The organism is Streptomyces kronopolitis, assembly GCF_014646275.1.
Classification (GTDB): Bacteria; Actinomycetota; Actinomycetes; order Streptomycetales; family Streptomycetaceae; genus Streptomyces; species Streptomyces kronopolitis.
In genome coordinates, this window is record NZ_BMND01000021.1 from 78,251 (window position 1) to 99,239 (window position 20,989).

General features: G+C 74.2%; 23 protein-coding genes and 1 pseudogene. 12 read left to right on the plus strand and 12 right to left on the minus strand.

Annotated elements, in window-relative coordinates; translation table 11 throughout:
- Positions 1–412 precede the first annotated feature (412 nt).
- The gene (locus IEY78_RS21975) at positions 413–787 is read right to left on the minus strand and encodes a VOC family protein (protein ID WP_189100864.1); all 375 of its coding nucleotides are present in this window, start codon (positions 785–787) and stop codon (positions 413–415) included.
- Positions 788–1,162: 375 nt separating this feature from the next.
- Here IEY78_RS21975 and IEY78_RS21980 point away from each other — a divergent pair, with 375 nt between their 5' ends.
- Complete coding sequence (locus IEY78_RS21980; protein ID WP_268240309.1) at positions 1,163–1,543, plus strand: ArsR/SmtB family transcription factor; 381 nt, start codon at positions 1,163–1,165, stop codon at positions 1,541–1,543.
- 77 nt (positions 1,544–1,620) lie between these two features.
- On the plus strand, positions 1,621–2,025 hold the full coding sequence (locus IEY78_RS21985; protein ID WP_189100865.1) for a hypothetical protein: 405 nt from the start codon (positions 1,621–1,623) through the stop codon (positions 2,023–2,025).
- A 4-nt stretch (positions 2,026–2,029) separates the two neighbouring features.
- Here IEY78_RS21985 and IEY78_RS21990 read toward each other — a convergent pair whose 3' ends face one another.
- Positions 2,030–2,794 carry a CDP-alcohol phosphatidyltransferase family protein gene (locus IEY78_RS21990; protein WP_373294211.1) on the minus strand — a complete coding sequence of 255 codons (765 nt, stop codon included), beginning with the start codon at positions 2,792–2,794 and terminating at the stop codon, positions 2,030–2,032.
- Between the two features lie 109 nt (positions 2,795–2,903).
- On the opposite strand from IEY78_RS21990, the gene IEY78_RS21995 reads away from it, so the two are divergent.
- From IEY78_RS21995 to IEY78_RS22015, 5 genes are all read left to right on the plus strand, one after another.
- Positions 2,904–3,890, plus strand: coding sequence for a zinc-dependent alcohol dehydrogenase (locus tag IEY78_RS21995; RefSeq protein ID WP_189100867.1), 987 nt, complete (start codon positions 2,904–2,906; stop codon positions 3,888–3,890).
- Between the two features lie 73 nt (positions 3,891–3,963).
- Complete coding sequence (locus IEY78_RS22000; protein WP_189100869.1) at positions 3,964–4,362, plus strand: 6-pyruvoyl trahydropterin synthase family protein; 399 nt, start codon at positions 3,964–3,966, stop codon at positions 4,360–4,362.
- The gene (locus IEY78_RS22005) at positions 4,359–5,480 is read left to right on the plus strand and encodes a glycosyltransferase family 4 protein (protein ID WP_229700110.1); all 1,122 of its coding nucleotides are present in this window, start codon (positions 4,359–4,361) and stop codon (positions 5,478–5,480) included. The genes IEY78_RS22000 and IEY78_RS22005 overlap by 4 nt, the downstream gene beginning before the upstream one ends.
- Positions 5,477–6,343, plus strand: coding sequence for a class I SAM-dependent methyltransferase (locus IEY78_RS22010; protein WP_189100871.1), 867 nt, complete (start codon positions 5,477–5,479; stop codon positions 6,341–6,343). Before IEY78_RS22005 ends, IEY78_RS22010 begins: the two co-directional genes overlap by 4 nt.
- Positions 6,343–7,350 carry a lysylphosphatidylglycerol synthase transmembrane domain-containing protein gene (locus tag IEY78_RS22015; RefSeq protein ID WP_189100873.1) on the plus strand — a complete coding sequence of 336 codons (1,008 nt, stop codon included), beginning with the start codon at positions 6,343–6,345 and terminating at the stop codon, positions 7,348–7,350. Before IEY78_RS22010 ends, IEY78_RS22015 begins: the two co-directional genes overlap by 1 nt.
- Positions 7,351–7,452: 102 nt before the next feature.
- Here IEY78_RS22015 and IEY78_RS22020 read toward each other — a convergent pair.
- Positions 7,453–8,124 (minus strand): annotated as a pseudogene (locus IEY78_RS22020) (RibD family protein); the annotation flags it as partial.
- Complete coding sequence (locus IEY78_RS22025) at positions 8,084–8,839, minus strand: creatininase family protein (protein ID WP_189100972.1); 756 nt, start codon at positions 8,837–8,839, stop codon at positions 8,084–8,086. The gene IEY78_RS22025 and the pseudogene IEY78_RS22020, both read right to left, overlap by 41 nt.
- Before the next feature lie 114 nt (positions 8,840–8,953).
- Here IEY78_RS22025 and ribA point away from each other — a divergent pair, with 114 nt between their 5' ends.
- Positions 8,954–9,634 carry a GTP cyclohydrolase II gene (gene ribA / locus IEY78_RS22030; protein WP_372509016.1) on the plus strand — a complete coding sequence of 227 codons (681 nt, stop codon included), beginning with the start codon at positions 8,954–8,956 and terminating at the stop codon, positions 9,632–9,634.
- Between the two features lie 106 nt (positions 9,635–9,740).
- On the opposite strand, the gene IEY78_RS22035 is transcribed toward ribA, so the two are convergent.
- Entirely contained in the window at positions 9,741–10,493 is a 753-nt protein-coding gene (locus IEY78_RS22035) for a CbtA family protein (RefSeq protein WP_189100877.1), read from the minus strand.
- Positions 10,494–10,508: 15 nt separating this feature from the next.
- A complete protein-coding gene (locus tag IEY78_RS22040) occupies positions 10,509–10,727 on the minus strand; it encodes a CbtB domain-containing protein (RefSeq protein WP_189100879.1) in 219 nt (72 codons plus the stop codon).
- Between the two features lie 324 nt (positions 10,728–11,051).
- Here IEY78_RS22040 and IEY78_RS22045 point away from each other — a divergent pair, with 324 nt between their 5' ends.
- Both IEY78_RS22045 and IEY78_RS22050 read left to right on the plus strand, forming a co-directional pair.
- Positions 11,052–11,609 (plus strand): histidine phosphatase family protein, encoded by a 558-nt coding sequence (locus IEY78_RS22045; protein ID WP_229700111.1) that lies wholly within the window; start codon positions 11,052–11,054, stop codon positions 11,607–11,609.
- Between the two features lie 139 nt (positions 11,610–11,748).
- The gene (locus IEY78_RS22050; RefSeq protein WP_189100882.1) at positions 11,749–12,189 is read left to right on the plus strand and encodes an SPW repeat protein; all 441 of its coding nucleotides are present in this window, start codon (positions 11,749–11,751) and stop codon (positions 12,187–12,189) included.
- A 140-nt stretch (positions 12,190–12,329) separates the two neighbouring features.
- On the opposite strand, the gene IEY78_RS22055 is transcribed toward IEY78_RS22050, so the two are convergent.
- Positions 12,330–12,698, minus strand: a complete 369-nt coding sequence (locus IEY78_RS22055; RefSeq protein WP_189100883.1) for a hypothetical protein — start codon at positions 12,696–12,698, stop codon at positions 12,330–12,332.
- Positions 12,699–12,966: 268 nt separating this feature from the next.
- Between IEY78_RS22055 and IEY78_RS22060 the strand changes: the two genes are divergently transcribed.
- The gene (locus IEY78_RS22060) at positions 12,967–14,796 is read left to right on the plus strand and encodes an alkyl/aryl-sulfatase (RefSeq protein ID WP_189100885.1); all 1,830 of its coding nucleotides are present in this window, start codon (positions 12,967–12,969) and stop codon (positions 14,794–14,796) included.
- Between the two features lie 93 nt (positions 14,797–14,889).
- On the plus strand, positions 14,890–16,920 hold the full coding sequence (locus IEY78_RS22065) for an ATP-binding protein (RefSeq protein WP_189100887.1): 2,031 nt from the start codon (positions 14,890–14,892) through the stop codon (positions 16,918–16,920).
- A 22-nt stretch (positions 16,921–16,942) separates the two neighbouring features.
- Here the strand turns inward: IEY78_RS22065 and IEY78_RS22070 are convergent, their stop codons facing one another.
- The 5 genes from IEY78_RS22070 to IEY78_RS22090 are packed head-to-tail and all read right to left on the minus strand — an operon-like array spanning position 16,943 to position 20,783.
- A complete protein-coding gene (locus IEY78_RS22070) occupies positions 16,943–17,983 on the minus strand; it encodes a serine hydrolase domain-containing protein (protein ID WP_189100889.1) in 1,041 nt (346 codons plus the stop codon).
- The gene (locus IEY78_RS22075) at positions 17,980–18,903 is read right to left on the minus strand and encodes a DUF6895 family protein (RefSeq protein ID WP_189100891.1); all 924 of its coding nucleotides are present in this window, start codon (positions 18,901–18,903) and stop codon (positions 17,980–17,982) included. Before IEY78_RS22075 ends, IEY78_RS22070 begins: the two co-directional genes overlap by 4 nt.
- Positions 18,900–19,883 carry a DUF6895 family protein gene (locus tag IEY78_RS22080; RefSeq protein ID WP_189100893.1) on the minus strand — a complete coding sequence of 328 codons (984 nt, stop codon included), beginning with the start codon at positions 19,881–19,883 and terminating at the stop codon, positions 18,900–18,902. The genes IEY78_RS22075 and IEY78_RS22080 overlap by 4 nt, the downstream gene beginning before the upstream one ends.
- A complete protein-coding gene (locus tag IEY78_RS22085) occupies positions 19,880–20,581 on the minus strand; it encodes a hypothetical protein (RefSeq protein WP_229700112.1) in 702 nt (233 codons plus the stop codon). The genes IEY78_RS22080 and IEY78_RS22085 overlap by 4 nt, the downstream gene beginning before the upstream one ends.
- A 16-nt stretch (positions 20,582–20,597) precedes the next feature.
- Positions 20,598–20,783, minus strand: a complete 186-nt coding sequence (locus IEY78_RS22090) for a hypothetical protein (protein WP_189100894.1) — start codon at positions 20,781–20,783, stop codon at positions 20,598–20,600.
- Positions 20,784–20,989: the final 206 nt, after the last annotated feature.

Below are 20,989 nucleotides of genomic sequence, written 5' to 3' on the forward strand. Positions count from 1 at the left end.
CGGACGGGCTCTCGCCGCCGTTGGCGGGGGCCTCGCCGCCCGGCCGGGAAGCGGCCGGCCGGGAATCAGCTGACCGGGTATCGGGTCGGCTGCCGGGCCGTGTGGTCGGCGCGTCGGAGCGGTCCTCGGGGGCGGGCTCCGACGGGGCATCAGCCGGCCCGTCCGGCCCGGCCTCGGTCAGGAACCCCGCGAGGCTGGTCGGCAGAAACCACGGTCGGGCACGGAAGACGGTCACGGTGGCACAACGCGCCAGGCCCGGCGGACGACACCGGCCCGCAGGCAGCGGGGCCGCCGGATCACCCCAACGGCCGTGGGGGAGGAGCCGCCCCGCCGGACGCGTCCGCCCTCCGCGCCCGGCGGCCGGGCACGCCGGGCGGCCGCCGCCCGGTCCGGAAGGCCGTTGCGCCGCAGGTCAGCCCACCCGCTCCGCCGCACTGCGCTCCACACAGAACTCGTTGCCCTCGGGATCGGCCAGCGTCGCCCAGCCGCTCCCGTCCGCCCTGCGGTGGTCGGCCACCAGGGTCGCGCCGAGCGCCAGCAGCCGCTCGACCTCCTCGTCCCGGGTCCGGTCCTGCGGCTCCAGGTCCAGATGCACCCGGTTCTTCACGGTCTTGGCATCGGGCACCGTGAGGAACAGCAGCGCGCCGCCCGAGGCCGTGACCGTGGCCTCCGGGTCGCCCGGCAGGTCGTCCTCGGCCAGTGTGCCGTCCAGCACCTGCGCCCAGAAGCCGGCCAGGCGGTAGGCGTCGGTGCAGTCGATGGTGGTGTGCCGTACCCGTGAAGTCATGGACGTCACTATGCGGTTGGGAGGCGGGGGTGTCCACGGAGAATGTCCGGGCGGGCGGCGGCCGTGCGAGGTTCCGGCGTACCGGCCGCGCAACTACCATGGCAAGCGGAGCCGTTGGGCCGGACCATGGCCGGCGGCGGTCCGGCGGGGTGCATCCGGGCGCCGGAAGGATCCCGGGCACGGGGTGGGACGGGTACACCCGTTCAATTCGCCCGCCCCCGTCGTCTACAGTTGCAGAATTCCGCAATTCAACAGATGACGCGACGGCCGGTCGGCCTGAACGCGGAGGACATGCGTGGGCGGTTTCGCCGAATCGGTGAGGGAACGAGTGCGTGTGACGCGGTCCGCGCCCCGTCCCGGGGGCGGGGTGCGAGGGTGAACGGCGCCTGGGTTCCGCTGTGTCAGGCCAAGGCCGAGTTCTTCCGGATGCTCGGCCACCCGGTCCGCATCCGGGTCCTGGAACTCCTCCAGAGCGGACCGATGCCGGTGCGCGGCCTGCTCTCCGCGATCGGGGTGGAACCGTCCGCCCTCTCCCAGCAACTGGCGGTGCTGCGCCGCTCGGGCCTGGTCACGGCCACCCGCAGCGGCTCCACCGTCGTCTACGAGCTGGCCGGCGGCGAGGTCGGGGAGCTGCTGCGGTCCGCCCGGCGGGTCCTCGGCGAGGTGCTCGGCGGGCAGCACGCGCTGCTGGCCGAGCTGCGGCGGGCCGACTCCGGCGCACTGCCCGCGGCCGAGGGCGTGGGGGCGGCCTCGTGATCCGCCCGCGCCGCTGCCCGCACGGTGGCCGGACGGGAACGCTCCGCTCGTCGCGTGCCGGAAAAGGGTGAGCGCTGATGTCCGGCGCAGCAAGGCGCAAGGGACCGCCGCCGTGGCGCGCGGTCCGCTCCCGAACCTGCATACCCACGCCCTCCGGGCAGGGTCACCGTCCCGGGGGCCACCCCTGCCGCGGTCGGCCCCCCGGACGGGGACCGCTGCGCACCGCACCCGGCCACGGCCGGGCCTGCCCGGAGAGCGCCACCCGGCATACCGCCGCGCCGCGCTGCGGCATCCGGCACTCCCGTACGGCCGCGGTCCGGCCCGGCGCCCAGCTGGCGCGGCTGCCCGGCGCGGTGCTGCTCACCCACCAGGCCTCCCGGCGCAGCCGGTGGCGGCGGGTGCTGCTCCAGATGCTGGTGACCCAGCTCCTGCTGCTCTTCCTGGCGATGGTCGTCTATCTGGGGCGGCACGCCGGGACGTGACGGATCACGCGGGAACGCGCCGCGCGCCGCCGCGGGTCGCGTCCGCCGCGCCCGCCCGGTCCCGGACCCGCCACAGCCACCCGACATCACGCCCGAACGACCACACCAGGAGCGCCAGCGCCACCGCCACCGCGGCGGCCGCCGAGGCCTGCGGCAGGATCCCGGCCGCGGCCACCACCAGCACGACGCCCTGGAGCGCCGCCACGGTCTTGCGCGCCATGCTGTGCGGCAGCGCCCCGCGCAGCCACGGCAGCACCCAGGAAGCCGCGACGAAGGCGTACCGCATGAGGCCGATGGCCAGCACCCAGGCGCCCAGCGGCACCGCGAGGTGGACGCACAGCACCAGGATGAGGAACGCGTCGACCTCCATGTCGAAGCGCGCCCCGAGCGGCGTCGCCGTTCCGGTGTGCCGCGCCACCTTCCCGTCCACCCCGTCGAGCACCAGCGCCACGGAGGCGAAGGCGATCAGCACGGCGGCCGGGACGTGCCGGCCGAAGGAGTCCGCGACCATCGCCGTCACCCCGCCGACCAGGATGGTGCGGGCCAGCGTGACGCGATTGGCCGGGCCGAACGTCAGGGTCCATGACCGGCGCACCGCGACGGTGAGGACCGCCCAGGTGGCCACCGCGAAGACCAGACCCGTCAGCCAGCCCATGAAGCTCAGGCCGACCGCGCGGCACAGCACCTCCAGCAGCAGCAGCTGAAGGCCCATTCCGGCCGTAATGTCCGGTCCGAACAGCCTTGTGTCGTAGCGCTCTTGTACGGCCACCAGGCCTCCCGTGATGTGTGGCGGAGTCGAAGGGTGTTGCGTATCGTGACGGCGTCCCCATGATCCCCAGCATTGATGAACCATCCGTGTAGCGTCCAGGAGGATCCCCATGCCGCGCGCTGCTTGTGCCTTTTGGCTAAGCGTTTCTGGCCAGGGCGAAATCCGGACGGTGCCGTTGCCGGAGCCCCGTGACGACGAGGTCGTGGTGCGCACGCTCTACTCCGGTGTGAGCCGCGGCACAGAGACCCTCGTCTTCCGCGGCGGCGTTCCCGAGAGCCAGCACGCCGTGATGCGGGCGCCGTTCCAGGAAGGCGACTTCCCGGCACCGGTCAAATACGGCTACCTCAACGTCGGAGTCGTCGAGCAGGGCCCGTCCGCCCTGCTGGGCCGCACGGTCTTCTGCCTCTATCCGCACCAGACGCACTATGCCGTCCCGGCGAGCGCGGTCACCCCGGTACCGGACTCCGTCCCCGCCTCCCGCGCCGTCCTCGCGGGCACGGTGGAGACCGCGGTGAACGCCCTGTGGGACGCCGCGCCGCTGGTCGGGGACCGGATCGCGGTGGTCGGCGCGGGCATGGTGGGCTGCAGCGTGGCCGCGGTCCTCGCCCGCTTCCCCGGCGTCCGGGTCCAGCTCGTCGACGCCGACCCGGCACGCGCCGCCACCGCCGAGGCGCTGGGGGTGGACTTCGCGCTGCCGCCGGACGCCCTCGGCGACTGCGACCTCGTCGTGCACGCCAGCGCCAGCGAGGCGGGGCTGACCCGCTCGCTCGAACTCCTCGCCCCGGAGGGCACCGTCATCGAGCTGAGCTGGTACGGCGACCGGCAGGTCAGCCTGCCGCTGGGGGAGGCCTTCCACTCCCGCCGGCTGGTCGTGCGCAGCAGCCAGGTGGGCGCCGTCTCGCCGGCCCGGCGCGCCCGCCGCACCTTCGCCGACCGGCTGGCGATCGCCCTCGACCTGCTCGCCGATCCGGCCTTCGACGCGCTGATCACCGGCGAATCCGCCTTCGAGGACCTGCCGCGGGTGATGCCCCGGCTCGCCTCCGGCGACCTCCCCGCGCTCTGCCACCGCATCCGGTACACCCCGGCGGACGGCTGACGCCCCCCGGGCCGGCCCGCGGGCACCCTCTTGCGACACCTCACCGAGACCGACATCACACCGGAGGAACGGTTTGTTCAGCATCACCGTCCGCGACCACCTCATGATCGCCCACAGCTTCCGCGGCGAGGTCTTCGGCCCCGCACAGCGCCTGCACGGCGCGACCTTCCTCGTGGACGCCACCTTCCGCCGGCCGGAGCTGGACGAGGACAACATCGTGGTCGACATCGGCCTGGCCACCCGGGAACTCAACGCCGTGGTGGGGGAACTGAACTACCGCAACCTCGACGACGAACCCGACTTCGCCGGCATCAACACCTCGACGGAGGCCCTGGCCAAGGTGATCGCCGACCGGCTCGCCGACCGCATCCAGGCGGGCAACCTCGGCGAGGGCGCCCGTGAGCTGGCCGGTCTCACGGTCACCCTCCATGAGTCCCACATCGCCTGGGCGACCTACGAGCGCACTCTGTGACCCGTACCGGTGCCACGGCGGTGGACGAGCGCGTGGTGCACATGATCCTGCCCGGGGATGTCGACGATCCGGCGGCGCCCAGCGGCGGCAACACCTACGACCGCCGGGTGTGCCGCGACCTCCCGGCGGCGGGCTGGCGGGTGGATCCCCGCGCCGCGTCCGGAAGCTGGCCGCGCCCGGACGACGCCGCCCGCGCGGGGCTGGCGCGAGAGCTGGCACAACTGCCGGACGACAGCGTTGTCCTGCTCGACGGACTCGTCGCCTGCGGCGTCCCGGAGGTGATCGGCCCCGAGGCGGACCGGCTGCGGCTCGCCGTCCTGATCCATCTGCCGCTGGCCGACGAGACCGGCCTCGACCCCGCGGTGGCCGCCGAGCTGGACGCCCGCGAACGCCGCACCCTGCACGCCGTGCGGGCCGTGGTGGCCACCAGCGAGTGGGCCGCCCGCCGGCTCGTCGACCACCACGAACTGCCCGCCGCGCGCGTCCGTGTCGCCCGGCCCGGGGCCGACCCCGCGCCCGTCGCGGCCGGCACCGACGGCGCCACCGGGCTGCTGTGCGTCGCCTCGGTCACCCCCCGCAAGGGCCAGCACCTCCTGGTGGAGGCGCTGGCTGAGATCGCCGAACTCCCCTGGCGCTGCACCTTCGTGGGAGGCCTCGCGGGCGCTCCCGACTACGTCGGCCAACTGCGGCGGCGGGTGGACGAGCTGGGCCTCGGCGACCGGATCACCTTCACCGGGCCGCGGGCCGGCGCCGAACTGGACGCCGCCTACGCCGCCGCCGACCTGCTGCTGCTCGCCTCGTACGCCGAGACCTACGGCATGGTCGTCACCGAGGCGCTGGGGCGCGGGATTCCGGTACTGGCCACGGACGTGGACGGCCTACCGGAAGCGGTCGGCCGGGCCGCGGACGGCACGGTGCCCGGAATCCTGGTACCGCCGGGACAGCCGTCGGCGCTCGCCGGCGCGCTCCGTGACTGGCTCGGTCAGCCGCGACTGCGCGGCCGGCTGAAGGAAGCGGCGCGCGAGCGGCGTGCCATGCTGGAGGGGTGGGAGATGACGTCGCACAGTCTGGCCGGCACACTCGAACGGCTTCGGCACGAACCACGGAGCGCACGATGAGCGACCCCGGCCGGCCCCGATTCGCCCCCGACTGGCTGGAGTTGCGCGAGCGCGCCGATGCCTCGGCCCGCGCACCGGAACTGCTGCGCCCGCTGCGCGAACGCCTCGTGGCGCAGCCGGCCCCGGACGGCGGCCCCCGGGGCCTGGTGATCCGCGACCTCGGCTGCGGCACCGGTTCGATGGGCCGCTGGCTCGCCGTCCGGCTGCCCGGCCCGCAGCACTGGATCCTGCACGACCACGACCCGCTGCTGCTCACGCACGCCGGGGCGCGGATGCCGGTGACCGCCGCCGACGGCACGCCCGTCCGGGCCACCACCGCGCGCGGCGATCTGGCCGACCTCGGCGCCGACGACCTCGCCGGCACCTCGCTGGTGACCGCCTCCGCGCTGCTCGATCTGCTCACCCGCGACGAGATCGAGGAGCTCGCCGAGGCCTGTGTCGGCGCGGGCTGCCCGGCGCTGCTGGCGCTCTCGGTCGCCGGGCGGGTCGAGCTGTCCCCCTCCGACCCCCTCGACGACGCGCTCGCCGAGGCCTTCAACGACCATCAGCGCCGCACCGACCAGGGCCGCGCGCTGCTCGGTCCGGACGCCATCGCGGCGGCCGTCGAGGCGTTCGAGCGGCGCGGGGCGACGGTCCTGGTGCGGTCCAGCCCCTGGCGGCTCGGCAGCGTCGAGTCCGCGCTGATCTCCGAGTGGCTGCGCAGCTGGGTCGGCGCCGCGCACGCCCAGCGCCCGGAGCTGGCACCCGAGGCCGTGGCCTATCTGCGCCGCCGGCTGGAGGAGTGCGCGGCGGGGGAGCTGAACGTCGAGGTGCACCACACCGATCTGCTGGCGCTGCCCCGGCCGTTGTCCGGGAGCGTGTGATGGACCGGTCCCGCTGGGCGGCATGGCTCAGGATGCTCGCGGGGCTGGCGATCCTGGTGGCGCTGGGCTGGCATCTGGGGTCCGGTGCCTTCGTGTCGGGCCTGCGCCGGATCGACGCCGGCACGCTGCTGGCCGGGCTCGGCATCGGCCTGCTGACCACGGTGTGCAGCGCCTGGCGCTGGTCGCTGGTGGCCCGCGGCCTGGGCCTGCGGCTGCCGCTGGGCCGGGCCGTCGCGGACTACTACCGGGCGCTGTTCCTCAACGCGGCCCTGCCCGGCGGGGTGCTGGGCGATGTGCACCGCGCGGTACGCCACGGGCAGTCCTCCGGTGACCTGGGCCGCGGCGTCCGCGCGGTGGTCCTGGAGCGCACGGCGGGCCAGCTCGTCCTGCTGGTCGCGGGGGCGGCGGTGCTGCTCGCGCGGCCCTCCCCGGTCCTGGCCCCGGTCGCCCGTTTCCTCACCTCGCCGGCCGTCGCGCTGTCCGCGGCAGCGGTGGCCGTGCTGCTGGCGGTGGCCGCGCTGCGGCTGCGGGCGCGCCGGGGTGCCTCACGGGCCGAACGCGCGGTCCGCCGCACGCTGGCCGAGGTGCGCCAGGGGCTGCTCGCCCGCGCGGTGTGGCCCGGTGTCGCGCTCTCGTCCGTGGCGGTCCTGACGGGCTATCTCGGGATGTTCGTGCTGGCCGCCCGGGTGGCCGGAGCCACCGCGCCGGTCGCCGAACTCGTGCCGCTGGTGGTGCTGGCGCTGCTCGCGATGGCGCTGCCGCTGAACGTCGGCGGCTGGGGCCCACGCGAAGGCGTCGCCGCGTGGGCCTTCGGCGCCGCCGGGCTAGGGGCTGCGCAGGGGCTGACCGCCGCTGTCGTCTACGGCGTGCTGGCCTTCGTGGCGAGCCTGCCCGGCGCCGCGGTCCTGCTCGTCCGACGCTCCGTCACCCGCCGCGGCGAGCGGCCGCAGATCGCACTCGAAGAGCGTGTCCTCGCCGAGCAGGGCGCGGCGCAGCGGCGGGCGTAGCGCCTCCCGCATCACCGGCGTGCCGGGGAACCGCAGGCCGGGCACGCCGTCACCGAGCAGTACCGGCGCCACAGTGACGTACAGCCGGTGCAGCGCGCGGTCCTGGAGGAACCGCGACACGGTGACCCCGCCGCCCTCCATCAGCACCCGGCCCAGACCGCGCCCGGCCAGGGTCTCCAGCAGCCGCACCGGGGCGAACGCCGCCGCGTCCGGCAGCACCAGGACCTCGACCCCGTGCGGCGGGGACGCGGGGGCGGCGTCCGGGCCCACCAGCCAGAGCGTCGGCGCCGCCCCGTCGGTGAACACCCCGCTGTGCAGCGGCACCCGGCCCCGCGGATCGAGCACCACCCGCACCGGGTTGTCCCCCGTGCAGGCGCGCACCGTCAGCCGCGGATCGTCCGCCACCGCGGTGCCCGCGCCGACCACCACCGCGTCGGCGAGCGCCCGCAGCCGGTGCAGATGGCAGCGGTCCTCCGGGCCGGTGACGAAGTCGGCATCGCCCGTACGCGTCGCGATGAAGCCGTCCAGGCTCTGCCCGAGCTGGGCGAAGGCGAAGCGCGGGCCGGCCAGGCACAGCGGCAGATAACGGGCGGCGAGTTCGGCCGCCTCCGGGGTGGCGGGCACCGCCCACCGCAGCGTGCCGTCGTCGCCGGGCACCAGCCCGGCGGCCTGCGCCTCCGCTGCCGTACGGATCCGCCGCAGCCGCTCCCAGGCGGCCGCCGCGTCGAGCGACTCAGTCACGGTCCGCCGCCCCCGCGCCGAAGAGTGCGGCATATTCGCCGAATGTCGCGGTCAGTCCGGCCAGCAATTCCCGCCCCTTGTCGGCGGATGCCAGCGAAGGCCGTCCGATGACGCCGGATTCGGTATAGGCCGACATGCCCAGCGTCAGGAGGTGCTTCCGGTCATCGGCGACACAATCCGCCGATTCGTAGCCTTCCTTGACCAATTCGGGATGGGCATGCAGCAGAATGGACGTCTCGGCCTCTCCGGCATGCATATCGGTGTGCCCGGACGTCACTACCCCGGCCCGGGTGCGCGCCCGGTCCCAGTCGGCCGATCCGGGGAACAGCGCCATCCGCACACCGCTCCCGGCGGATTCCTGAACGACATTGCGCAGGACGTAATTGCCGCCGTGCCCGTTGACCAGAATGAGGGTGTCGATACCCGACCGGCGGAGCGAATCGGCGATGTCCGTGACGACCGCGTGCAGGGTGCGCGCCGAAATGCTGACGGTCCCCGGCCAAGCGGCGTGTTCATGGGAACAGGACACGGTCAGCGGCGGCAGCAGCTGGACGGGGTGGGCGGCCGCCAGCTCCCGGGCGATGGCGCAGGCGATCACGGTGTCGGTGGCCAGCGGCAGGAAGGCGCCGTGCTGTTCGAAGCTGCCGATGGGCAGCACGGCCATCGCCGGCCGCCGCGCCCGTACGTCCTCGGTGGTGTCGGCCGGCCACGGGCCGGGGGGCGAAGTCGGGTGTCCCGAAGCGGTCATGGGTGCTGCGGCCTTTCGTCGCTGACTCACCGAGTCATGGACTTCGCAGCATACTTGTTGTGTTCTGAGCGAGTCCTGCCCATCATTTCCTCGCGCGGGTACGATCACGCCATGATGGACCCCGACGACGACGCCGTGCGCAACCTCCGTGTCGCATTCGATGACGGCCCTGCCCAAAAACCGGGGGTGGAACGGGTGGTGGAGGTCAGGCTGCCCACCACTTACGGCGAATTCCTCGCCGTGGGTTATCTCGACCACCGCACCGGCATCGAGCAAGTGGCGCTGGTCCACGGCGATGTCGCCGGTGAGCGGACGCTGACCCGGATGCATTCCGAATGTCTGACCGGCGACGCCTTTGCGTCCACCCACTGCGAATGCGGCGACCAATTGTCCGCGGCGCTGCGCGCCATCGTGGCGGAAGGCCGCGGCATTCTGGTCTATCTCCAGGGCCACGAGGGCCGGGGTATCGGGCTGCTGGCCAAACTCCAGGCGATGCGGCTCCAGGAGGGCGGGCTCGACACGGTGGAGGCCAACATCGCCCTCGGGCTGCCCGTCGACGCCCGCGACTACGGTGCCGCCGCGGAGATCCTCAAGGATCTGGGCGTGCGGTCGGTGCGGCTGATGTCGAACAATCCGCGCAAGCGCGAGGCGCTGGTGCGCCGCGGCCTTCCGGTCGCCGAACAGGTCCCGCTGCTGATGCCGCCCCGCGCGGAGAACATCCGCTACCTCCGCGCCAAGCGCGAGCGCCTCGACCACGATCTGCCGCATCTGGACGGCATCACCGGCCTGTCCTGACCCGGCCGGCGGGCCCCTCGGGCGGCGCACACGCCACGAGGGAGGGTCCACGACCTCGCGGTCGCTGGACCCTCCCTCGGTGACCGGCCGGCCGGGGGCCGCCGGATCAGGAGACGGCGGCGGTCGCCCGCCCGTCCGCGGCGGCTTCCTGCCGCGCCGGCAGGACCCGCTCCGCGAGGTGGCCGAAGACCAGCCCGAACGCCGCCCACAGCACCAGCTGGATGGCGATCGCCGACAGCCGGAACTGCCAGAGCAGGGTGGCCGAGAAGTCGGACGGCACCTCGTTGATGGCGGGCAGGAACGCGTACGCGAGGCCCACGGCGACCACGAACGCGGCGCCGGCCGCGACCGTGGCGTACCAGTTGCCCAGCTTGGGCGCCAGCCGCCGCCCGAGGATCGTGGCGGCGACGGCCAGCAGGATGCCGAGCAGCATCATCAGGAAATACAGCGCGGTGCGCTTGCCGATGGTGTCGGGGTCACCGACGGACGGCGGGTTGGCCGGGTACTTCAGGAACGGGACGACGTAGACGGCCAGCAGCGCCGCTCCGGAGAGCAGCACGGCCGTGGCGCGGGCACCGAAGCGGCCGATCCGCCCCAGCGCGAAGCAGAAGGCCAGTGCGGCGATCCCGCCCAGTGCCACGCCGTAGACCAGGACGCCGGTCGCCAGCCCCGCGGTGGACTGCAGACCGCGGCTGACGACCTCCATCTCGTGCTCGTGGCTGTGTGCTTCCTCGAACGCGATGGCGGCGTCCACCCGCGGTTCGCCCAGCAGATAGGCGACGACGAGGGCCAGGACACCGGCTGCCAGACCGGCGAGCATCCCGCGCACCAGAAGGGCTCTGATGGTGACGGAGTTCATGGGTGCGCTGTCCGATCAGTGGCAGGGGAAACCGAGGAGGTGGCGTCCGTCGTGGACCCACTCGTGGACCTCGGTGCCGGACAGCAGCGAGGTCGCGCCCTGTTCCGCGCCGATGAAGTACAGCAGGACGAGCATGAGGACGCCGAAGAACAGGGCCCAGGGGGCGATGGCCTTGAGCGGGATCGGGGTGGGGGTGACGGCGCCGGTGGCCGGGGGTGCGATGGTCTGAGCCATGGCAGTACCTCCTGTGCGGGGAACTCGCGTCCCTTGTCGGTGGAGAGCGTGACGACATGCCGGGTCTGGCTCGCCCGGTTCCGTCCCTGCTGGGCTGGAAAAAACCGGACATACAGTGGCGCGACCGCGCCGGGATCCCACCGGCTTCCGTCATGTCGTCGTCAATATCATCGGGAAGGTACCGCGAACCGACCCCCGGGCCAAGGCCGCCGAGGGGGCGGAGTGGTGCAGGACAGGGCGCGCCGGACGGGCAACTCCTGTGCGGATCAGAGCGGTTACCGTCGCGGACGGCAAGGGGGAGAAGGAGACATGACAACGCGGGTGATGTTGGTCTCAGCGGCCGCGGGACAGGCGCAGCGCGAGGTGCGCTTCGACGACGACGGTCCGCTGAGCGAGGCCGGGAAGCGCCGGGCGCGGGCCGCCGCCGGGGCACTGCCGGCCGCCGGCCGGGGCCTCGTCTCGCCCTCCGTCCGGTGCCGGGAGACCGCCGGGGAGCTGGGGCTGGCGGTCCGGACCGCGTCGGAGCTGGCGGGTTGTGCGATGGGCGCGTGGCGCGGCCGGACCCTGGCCGAGGTCGGCGACGGCGATCCGGCCGCGGTGTCCGCCTGGCTCTCGGACCCGGACTTCGCGGCGCACGGCGGGGAGTCGCTGCGGCAGCTGTGCGCGCGGATCGCGGGCTGGCTGGCACGGGAGGCCCAGGAGGCGGGCCGGGTGGTGGCCGTCGTCGAGCCGGATGTCGTACGGGCCGCGGCGGTGTGCGCCCTCGGCGTCCCCGAGGAGGCGTTCTGGCGGCTGGACGTGCCCCCGCTGACCGTGACCGAGCTGAGCGGCCGCGGCGGCCGCTGGAATCTGGGGCTCGGACGGCCGCTCGACCGCAGGTGAGAGCGGGTGCGGCGGCACGCACTCACAATTCGCCTGTCCGCTCATCTACACATAAAGGCGACATAAGCGCAGAATAAAGAGAGCGCGGCCCGAAGCCACGCGGGAACGGCCAGTTCTGCGAACGAAGGAGGCGAGTCGCATGGCCGACGTCTCACACCACAGGGGAGATCTCGCCGGTCACCCCGATGCATCGGAGATGCAGGCCCGGTACGACCGGGTACTCGGCGGGCGGGACGTGGTACTCGTCGACGGGCCGGTGTTCCTGGTCGGCCTGTACTGCGCCGTCTCGCCGTGGATCCTCCACTTCACGGCCGCACAGCCGGCGCTCGTGACGCACAACCTCATCCTCGGTATCGCGATCGCCCTGCTGGCGGTCGGGTTCACCGTGACACCTGAGCGGATGTACGGCCTGAGCGGCGCGATGTGCGCGATCGGCGTGTGGATGATCATCTCGCCCTGGATCGTCGGCAGCGCTCCGGACGCCGGCGTCATCTGGAACAACGTCGTCATCGGCGCCCTGACGTTCCTGCTGGGTGCCATGTGTGTCGCCGCGGCGTCGAAGAGCCGCCGCGTCACCTGAGACGCGCTCCCCGCGGGGGGCGAGTGGCGGGCCGCCGACCGTACGTCCCCCCGGGGGCGCGCCGGCCGGCGGCTGCGCGCGCGGACCCGTACGGCTCGGCGCCGCGGGCCCTCACCCGGGCCGGCGGGGCGCTCGGGACCTCACACCCGCCCACGGCGGTCGCCGCCGGTGAGGAAGCGCCCCAGCAGCCCGGCCAGCACCAGCCCGCACGCGAGCAGCAGACCGTGCGCCAGGGCCACCCCGGCGACCAGGCCGGCGGCCGCGGCGGCCGGCAGCAGCCAGGCCGGGCCGCGGCGCGTCGGCCGCGCCGGGAGCGGGCGGCGGGCGGACGGGGTGCGGGCGCGGTGCGCCGCCTCGTGCCGGAACGGCTCGGTGAACTCGCCGAAAGCGCGGTCGTCATACGGGGACAGCGGAGTCCCTCCTTTGGGGCGTGCGGACGGCCGCGCCAGGGCGGCGGGGCGAGTGGTGTGGTGCTCCGGTCGTCGCGCGGCGCCGGCCTGCCGGATCACGGACCCGGGCGGCGGCGCCGTCGGCCGCGGGCTGCGGCTGTCGGTGGTGTGGTGCCCTGCCGGGCCCCGCCCGTAACGCCGTTGAGGCCAGGTGCCGCACCGCCGTACGGAATTCGGCCGGCGGCCGGGCCCGTCGCCCGCCGCGGGCGCCCGGCCGCTCCGGGCCCGCTCGCCGAGGGCCCAGGCATGCGGCAACCGGGTAAATTCGGTTAAATCGGTGACATGGGTCCTCCGACTGTGGCCCCTCGCCCCGGAGAGGTGGCGTCCCGTGAGCGCTGTGCCCGTGGATGATCACGAAGACTTCGCCGACGCCGACCGCGGCTTCATCGCGGCGCTCGATCCGCCCGAGGTCACCATGGACGACGGCCGGGTGGTCTGGGACGCCGAGGCTTACGGATTCCTGGCCGGCAACTGCCCCGACACCGCGCACGAGAGCCTGTGGCGGCAGGGCCGGCTGGTGAGCCGGCAGGGGCTGTACGAGGTCACCGACGGCATCTACCAGGCACGCGGTCTGGACCTGGCCAACATGACGCTGGTCGAGGGCGACCACGGCGTCCTCGTCATCGACCCGCTGCGCTCCGCCGAGACCGCCGCCGCGGCCCTGGAGCTCTACCGCAAGTACCGCGGCGACCGGCCGGTCACCGGCCTGCTCTACACCCACTCGCACGGCAACCACTTCGGCGGGGCCCGCGGCGTCCTGCCGCACGGCCACCACCCCGTGCCGGTGCTCGCGCCGGCCGGCTTCCTCGCGCACGCCGTCGGCGAGGACGTCCACGCCGGCGTCGCGCACCGCCGGCGCGCCGTCTACCTGTACGGGACCGGGCTCCCCAAAGGACCGGACGGCCAGATCGGCTGCGGCCTGGGCACCCTGCCCTCCACCGGCACCATGACCCTCATCCCGCCGACCGTGGACATCACCAGCACCGGCCAGGAGGAGATCGTCGACGGCGTCCACCTCGTCTTCCAGCTCACCCCCGGCACCGAGGCGCCCGCCGAGATGAACTTCGGCTTCCCGGCGCACCAGGCGCTGTGCCTGGCCGAGAACGCCACCCACACCCTGCACACCGCACTGCCCCTGCGCGGCGGCGCCGTCCGCGACACCCGGGCCTGGGCCCGCTACCTGGGCGAGACGCTGGCCCTGTTCGGCGACGGCACGGAGGTCGCCTTCGCCTCCCACCACTGGCCGACCTGGGGCAAGGAACGCGTGCGGACCCTGCTGGCCGGGCAGCGCGACCTCTACGCCTATCTGCACGACCAGACCGTGCGGCTGCTCAACGAGGGGCTCACCGCGACCGAGATCGCCGAGGAGCTGCGGCTGCCGCCGGAGCTGGAGCGGGTCTGGGCCCACCACGGCTACTACGGTTCGCTGGGCCACAACGTCCAGGCGATCTACCAGCGCTACCTGGGCTGGTTCGACGGCAACCCCGCCCATCTGTGGGAGCACCCGCCGGTCGAGCAGGCCCGGCGCTACGTCGACACGCTGGGCGGCACCGAGGCCACCGTGGACGCGGGCAAGCGCTACGCCGCCGACGGCGATCTGCGCTTCGCCGCCACCCTGCTCAACCACGCCGTCTTCGCCGACCCCCACAACCTCCGCGCCCGGCGCGAACTCGCCCTGGTCTACGAACGGCTGGGCCACGGCTCCGAGAACGGCGCCGCGCGCAACTTCTACCTCACCGGTGCGATGGAACTGCGCGGCACCCTCGCCGAGACCCGGCCGGACACCGTCGGCCCCGACCTGGCCCGGGCCCTGACCGTCGACCAGCTCCTCGACTCGCTCGCCCTGCGCATCGACGGCCCCCGCGCCTGGTCCACCGCGCTCACCCTCGACCTCTACCTCCCCGACGAGGACCGGACCTGGCAGCTGACGCTCTCCCACGGCGCCCTCACCCACCTCAGCGCACCCGGCGCGCCCGCCCCGTCCAAGGAACGCACCCCGGACCTCACCCTGACCCTCACCAAGCCCCAATTGACGGACCTGCTCGACGGCCGCGGAGCGGGCGACGAGGCCGCACAGGACGGCGAGACCGGCGCACTGCGCCAACTCCTGGGCCTCCTGAGCACCCCGCACCCCACGTTCCCCGTCGTCACCCCCTGACGGCCGTCCGCGGGGCGCGCCGTCAACCTCGTGCCCCGGTCCGCCGCCACCACCGGGCTCCTCCGGACGCCGCGGCTGGGGCAAACTGGGCCGGTGGTGAGCAACATTCCCGAGGAGTCGACCACCTTCATCGGTCGACGAGCCGAACTGCGCCGGATCGACAACGACTTGACGGAGCACCGGCTGGTCACCCTGACCGGCCCCGGTGGTGTGGGCAAGACCCGGATCGCGATGCGGGCCGCCCGCGCGGCCGCGCCCCGCTTCCCCGACGGGGTCTGCTGGGCCGATCTGTGGCCCCTCCAGGGGGACGGGCTGCTGGTGGCGGGCGTCTGCGATGCCGTGGGGCTGGCCGACCACTCGGCGCGGACGCCGGTGGCGGCGCTGTGCGCCTGGCTCGCCGACAAGCGGATGCTGCTGGTGCTGGACTCCTGTGAGCATCTCGTCGCGGCCTGCCGGGACCTCCTCGGCGATCTGCTGACCGCCGCCCCGGGCGTGACCGTGCTGGTCACCAGCCGGCAGCCGCTGGAGATCGCCGGCGAGTGGACCACCGGCATCGGACCGCTGCCCTGCACGGGCGACAACGACGCGCTGGCCCTGTTCACCGACCGGGCCGCGGCCGCCGCCCCGGGCCTGCGGCTCACCGCCCCGCGCAGCGCCGCGGCCGCCGCCGCCATCTGCCGGCGCCTCGAAGGCATCCCGCTGGCCCTGGAACTCGCCGTCGCGCAGCTGGCCCACAGCTCCGTCGAGCGCATCGCCGCCCGGCTCACCTCCCGCTTCGACGCCCTCGACGGCGACGGCCCGATGCGGCCGCCGCGGCACCGCACCCTGCGCTGCGCGATCGGCTGGAGCCATGAGCTGTGCGCCCCGCTGGAGCGGCTGCTGTGGGCCCGGCTGTCCGTCTTCCGCGGCACCTTCGACGAGGAGTCGGCGAGCGCCGTGTGCGCCGGCGGACCGCTCACCGGGCCGCAGGTGCGCACCGCGCTGGCCGCCCTGACCGCCAAGTCGGTGCTCACCCGCGAGGGCTCCCGCTTCCGGATGCTCGACACCCTGCGCGAGTACGGCCGGATGTGGCTGGCCGAACTCGACGAGACGGCGGCCCTCGCCGACCGGCACGCCGCCCACTTCGCCGCCCTCGGCCGCCGGGCCGAACGGGGCTGGCTGGGCCCCGACCAGCTCGCCTGGTACGGCCGGATCGCCGACGCCCATGTCGACCTGTGCACCGCCCTGGACCACCTGCTGGCCACCGACCCGGAAGGCGCCCAGGAACTCAGCGCCTCGATCGGCTTCTTCTGGAGCTGCTGCGGCCATCTGTACGAGGCCCGCGAGTACGTGGCCCGGGCCCTGGCCGCCCACCAGGGCACCGGCCCGGTCCGCACCCGGGCGCTGTGGACGCTGGGCGTCGCCGTGCTGCTCCAGGGCGAACTCGACGCCGCCGAGGAGCTGGGCCGCGAGTGCGCCCGCGCCGCGCGGGCGTCGCGGGACGCCGAGGCGGTGCTCCAGGCCGGCTACCTCATCGGCCTCACCCATCTGATGGCCGGCCGCCCGATGTCCGCGCACACCGTCGCGGAGCAGGTGCTCGGCCCGCCGCCGCACTCCCCGTTCGACTCTCCCGGGCGGCTGCGCTGCCATCTCGTGCAGATCTTCGCGCTCACCGGTCTGGGCCGGCTCGACGAGGCCCGCGCCGCGGCGACCGCACTACGCCGCGGCTGCGAGCAGCGCGGCGAGTTCTGGACCCGCTCCTACACCGACTACCAGCTCTCCCTGATCTCGCTGTTCCAGGACCGGCCCCAGGAGTCGGCCGAGCACGCCCGGGCGATGCTCGCGGCCAAGCAGGGCATCGGCGACAAATTCGGGATCGCGCTCGGCCTGGACCTGCTCGCCGCCGCGGTGGCGGCCCAGGGTGACGGCGCGGCCGCCGCCCGCGTCTACGGCAGCGGCCAGGCCGTCTGGCGCACCGTCGGACACCCCCAGCGCGGCACCCCGGAGCTGCGCGCGGTGCGTGCGCAGTGCGAGCAGCGGGCCCGCGCCGCGATCGGCGACGAGGCGTACGCCGACGCCTTCCACCGGGCCAGCGAGGAGTGCCCGGGCACCTCCCTGGCCCGGATCCTGGCGGGCGAGCTGTGAGCGGCCGGGCCGCGGCCGCGGGTCAGTCGGCGGACTCGCCGGCCAGCGCGTACAGCAGGTCGTAGGCGGTGTCCGCCATCCGGCAGGTCCGGCCGCGGCGGGTGGCCAGCGCGACCAGGCCGGTGTGCGACGCCGGGTGGTAGCCCAGGAACGCCTGCTGGCCGAAGGTCGCGCCGAGGTGGAAGAGCAGCGGCCCGCGCGGCGCCGGGTGCTGATACCACGTCAGGGTGTGGGTGTGGCGCTTGCGCCAGCCGCGCCGCAGCAGCGGCACCTGCACGTCCCGCAGCGCCCCGGCCAGCGGGGTCTCGTCGGGGGAGAGGAGCGCCTCCAGGTAGGTGAGCAGATCATGGGGGGTGGAGCGGACCGCGCCGGCGGCGACGAAGGCGCCCATCTCGGTACTGCGCACCGGCGTCGTACCGTTCGTCCGGTGGCCGATCGCGTCGGTGCCGGTGGTGCCGGGCGCCAGCGTGGTGCCGGTCAGCCCGAGGGGGCCGAGCACCTGGTCGGTGAGCAGGGCGGGGTAGCCGTCGCCCGCGGCGCGGGACATGGCGGGGCCGAGCAGCGCCAGTCCGAAGTTGGAGTAGCGCCAGCGGCTGCCGGGCCGGCTGCGCGGCCGGGTGCGGGCGAAGGCGCGCAGCAGCCGCTCGGTGTCGTAGCGGGCGTAGCCGTTGGCGTACGGCTTGACCAGCGCGCCGGGGATCAGATCGGCGGGGATGCGCGGCAGCCCGGAGGTGTGGGTGGCCAGCTGCCGCAGGGTGATCCGGCGCGAGCGGGGATGGGCCGGCGGCGGCCCGGGCAGATGGACGGTGAGCCGGTCGTCCAGGGACAGCGCCCCGGCCCGCGCCAGCTCGGCCAGCAGCAGCACGGTGAACGTCTTGGACAGCGAGCCCAGTTCGTAGTGCAGCGCATGGCGCGAGGTGGGCGGCGCGAGGGCCGAGCCGCCGGTCCGCACGGTCCGCCGGCCGTGCCGGGTGACGGCCAGCACCACGTCGGGGGCGTCGATGCGGGTGACGGCGTCGGCCAGGCGGTCACCGAGCGCCGGTCCCTGGAGGCCGGGGGTCATCCGACCGCGGACATGGCCCGGGAGGTGGCCATCGCGGAGGCGAACGCGGCGACCAGGGTGGGGTGGTGCACCTGGTCGAAGACCTGCGCCGGGTCGCCCTGCGGCATCCCGTGGTGGATGGGCATCGCACCGCCGGGCGACTGCGCGGCGGCGTAGCGCTCCCACAGCTCCGCGTCCAGGGCGGGCCGCGGCAGGCAGGCGTCGACGACGAGGAGTTCGCCCAGCAGGTCCCAGTGTTCGAGGTCCGCCCAGTCCTCCAGCCAGGCCGGCAGATACCGCGTCAGATACTCGGCGACGGCCGGCGGGATGCGGTCGGGGGCCTCGCCCCAGTTGGTGAGGTGGAAGACGGTGTGGGTGATGTCGTAGGCGATGTGCAGCTGCACCGTCCACGGCTCGGGCAGCTGCCCCAGCCAGGTGCGGGCCATGGCCTCGTCGAAGTCGCTGCTGGGCGCGAGCCCCAGCTTGCGTTCGGCGTTGAGCACCCCGAGCCGCCGGTTGGGCACCATCTCCAGCGTCGTCCAGGTGGTGGTGCGCCGGCTGACCGCGAGCGTCTCCTCCAGCCCCGGGTGCCGCCGGCCCAGCTCGTGGAAGGTCGCGTAGATCTCCAGCGGCACCGGGGACAGCGGCTCGTCGTGCTGGAGGCGGGCCAGCACGTTGCCGCCGTCCAGCAGCTCGCGCCAGGCGAAGTCCAGCAGCTGGCCGGCGCGCGCCTTCTGCCGGGAGCCGGCCACGCCCTCCCGGAACAGCACCTGCATGTTGAGCCCCAGCTCCCCGATGGGCTTGAGCCGCTCGGTGACCGTGGCGTTGTCGGCGAAGTCGCCGGGGGCCAGCCGGAAGCGCTCGCGGTTGTTGTCGAGCCAGGTCAGAGCCCGGTCGCCGACAGCGTGCAGCAGGGCGGGGGACGCGGCCGTCACGGTCACGGGGCACTCTCGCTTTCGCAGGGGGTCCGCCCGCCCACCAGCGCCGGATCCCCGGTCGCGGGACCGGCCTCGGCCTCGTCGCAGGCGATCCGGGCGAGGGTGGCGGCGAACGCGGTCACCAGGGTGGAGTGGTAGCAGGCCAGAAAGGTCTCGGCCGGGTCGCCCGAGGTCGGCGCGGCGCCGATCTCGGGCACGCTGCCGTCGGCCGCCTGGACGGCGGCGAGCCGCTGCCAGGCCTCCGCGTCGTAGGGGGCGTCGGGCAGTGTGGCCGTCACGGCCAGCAGCTCGCCCGCCAGGTCCCACGTCTCCTCCTCCAGCCAGGTGTCCAGCCAGGAGGGCAGCCACAGCCGCAGATAGCCGGTGGCCTCGGGGGACAGCCGCTGCCGGTTGCGCCCCCAGTCGGTGAGGTGGAAGACGTCATGGGTCAGGCCGTACACCGCTTTGCGGTCCAGCGTCCAGGGCTCCGGCAGCCGGCCGAGGCCGGTCAGGGCCAGCACGGCGGCGAAGTCGGCGTGCTGGCGCAGGCCCAGCCGGCGCTCGGCGTTGAGCACGTTGAGGGTGCGGGTGTGATCCTCGCGGGCCACCCGCCAGCCGCGCAGCCGGGTCGTGGTCGCCACCAGCTCGTCCGCGTCGGCGTGCCGCAGCCCGGCCTGGGCGAAGGTCGCGTACAGCTCCACGGGGTAGGTGGCGAACGGCTCGCCGCGGATCAGCTCGGCGAACAGCTCACCGTCGCGGGTCTCGTTCCACGCGAACGCGAACAGCCCGCGGGCGGACTGACGGATCTCGTCCCGCGGGTGCAGCACCCCGATGAGCTGGGTCAGCTCGGCGAGTTCGCCGAGCGGTTTGAGGGTCAGGTTCGGATCGGCGTCCGTCGTCACGTTCGGGGGCAGGCGGAAGAAGCCGCGTGCCTCGTCCAGCCACCCCAGGCTGCCGCGGACCATCCGGTCCAGCAGCCCGGGGTCGCCCCGCCCGCCGGTCACCAACCCCGTCCGTGGAAGCGCTGCGCGGCCACGATGTGCAGCGTCACCCGCGGGTCCGCGCCACCCATCTGGCGGACGAACGCCAGCCCGCTGTCGAGCCCCAGGGTCGGCGCCACGTCGGGCAGCCGGGCCAGCCAGCGCCCCAGACCGGCCGCCTGGAGCCAGTCCCTGCGGCGCACCGCCCGCACGAAGCCGCGCGACAGGTCGTCGGTACGGGCGGCGAGCTGCTCGGCGAGACCGGGCGCCAGCCCGGGCAGCGCGAGCGCGGCGAGTTGCGAGACCCGGTGCGACAGCCGGGGCCACGGGGTCTGCGCGACCCATCCGGTGCCGGCCTCGGGCGGTGCCGGCCAGGGCTGCGCGCCCGCGGGCAGAAACGCGTGCGAGGCCTCGACCAGGCCCCGGTAGGTCCACGCCGATACCTCCGTGGCGTCCGCGCCCGGCGGATAGGCCGCCAGCGCCTGCCGGACCACCGCTTCGTCCTCGGGGCCGGCCTGCGCCCCGCGGTGCTCCATGGCGTACGGCGCGAGCGCGTCGGCGCCGAGCACCCGGACCGCCGCCGGGGTCAGCGCATCACCGTGCCGCAGAATGCCGGACAACGCATAAGGGCCGCCCTCACCCCGCAGGGCGAGGGCGACCCCGGTTGCGGCATCGGCGATCACAGCGCTGAGCGGGACTGCTCCTTGCGTCTGTTCAGCCAACGCTTTCCCCTCAGCCTTATCGGTTGTCAGTCTTGGGCCGGGGGGTGGGCGGCGAGATCAGCAGCAGCCCGAAAATCAGCAGCGCTGAGCTGCACTCACGGGTATCGCGGAAAACACCGTCGGCCTCGGCGGGTGCAAGCAGTCCCTCGACCTCGGCGGCCAGGGTGGCCGTCTCGACCGGCGCTGTGCGATCCGTAACCATGCGATCAACTCCTTCGACGAATGGGACACCAGATTCACATCGTCATTTATCGGACGCAATGGGAGAAATCGGACGAGTGCTCATCTTTCGGGCGATGGTGATGAGGGCTCAGCCCCGCGCCCGTTCTCAACTCCCTTGCGGCAGCCGGAAGATGATGATCAAGAGAGCGGGAACGGCGGAGCAGTGCGGTGTGGCGCCCCGGGTGA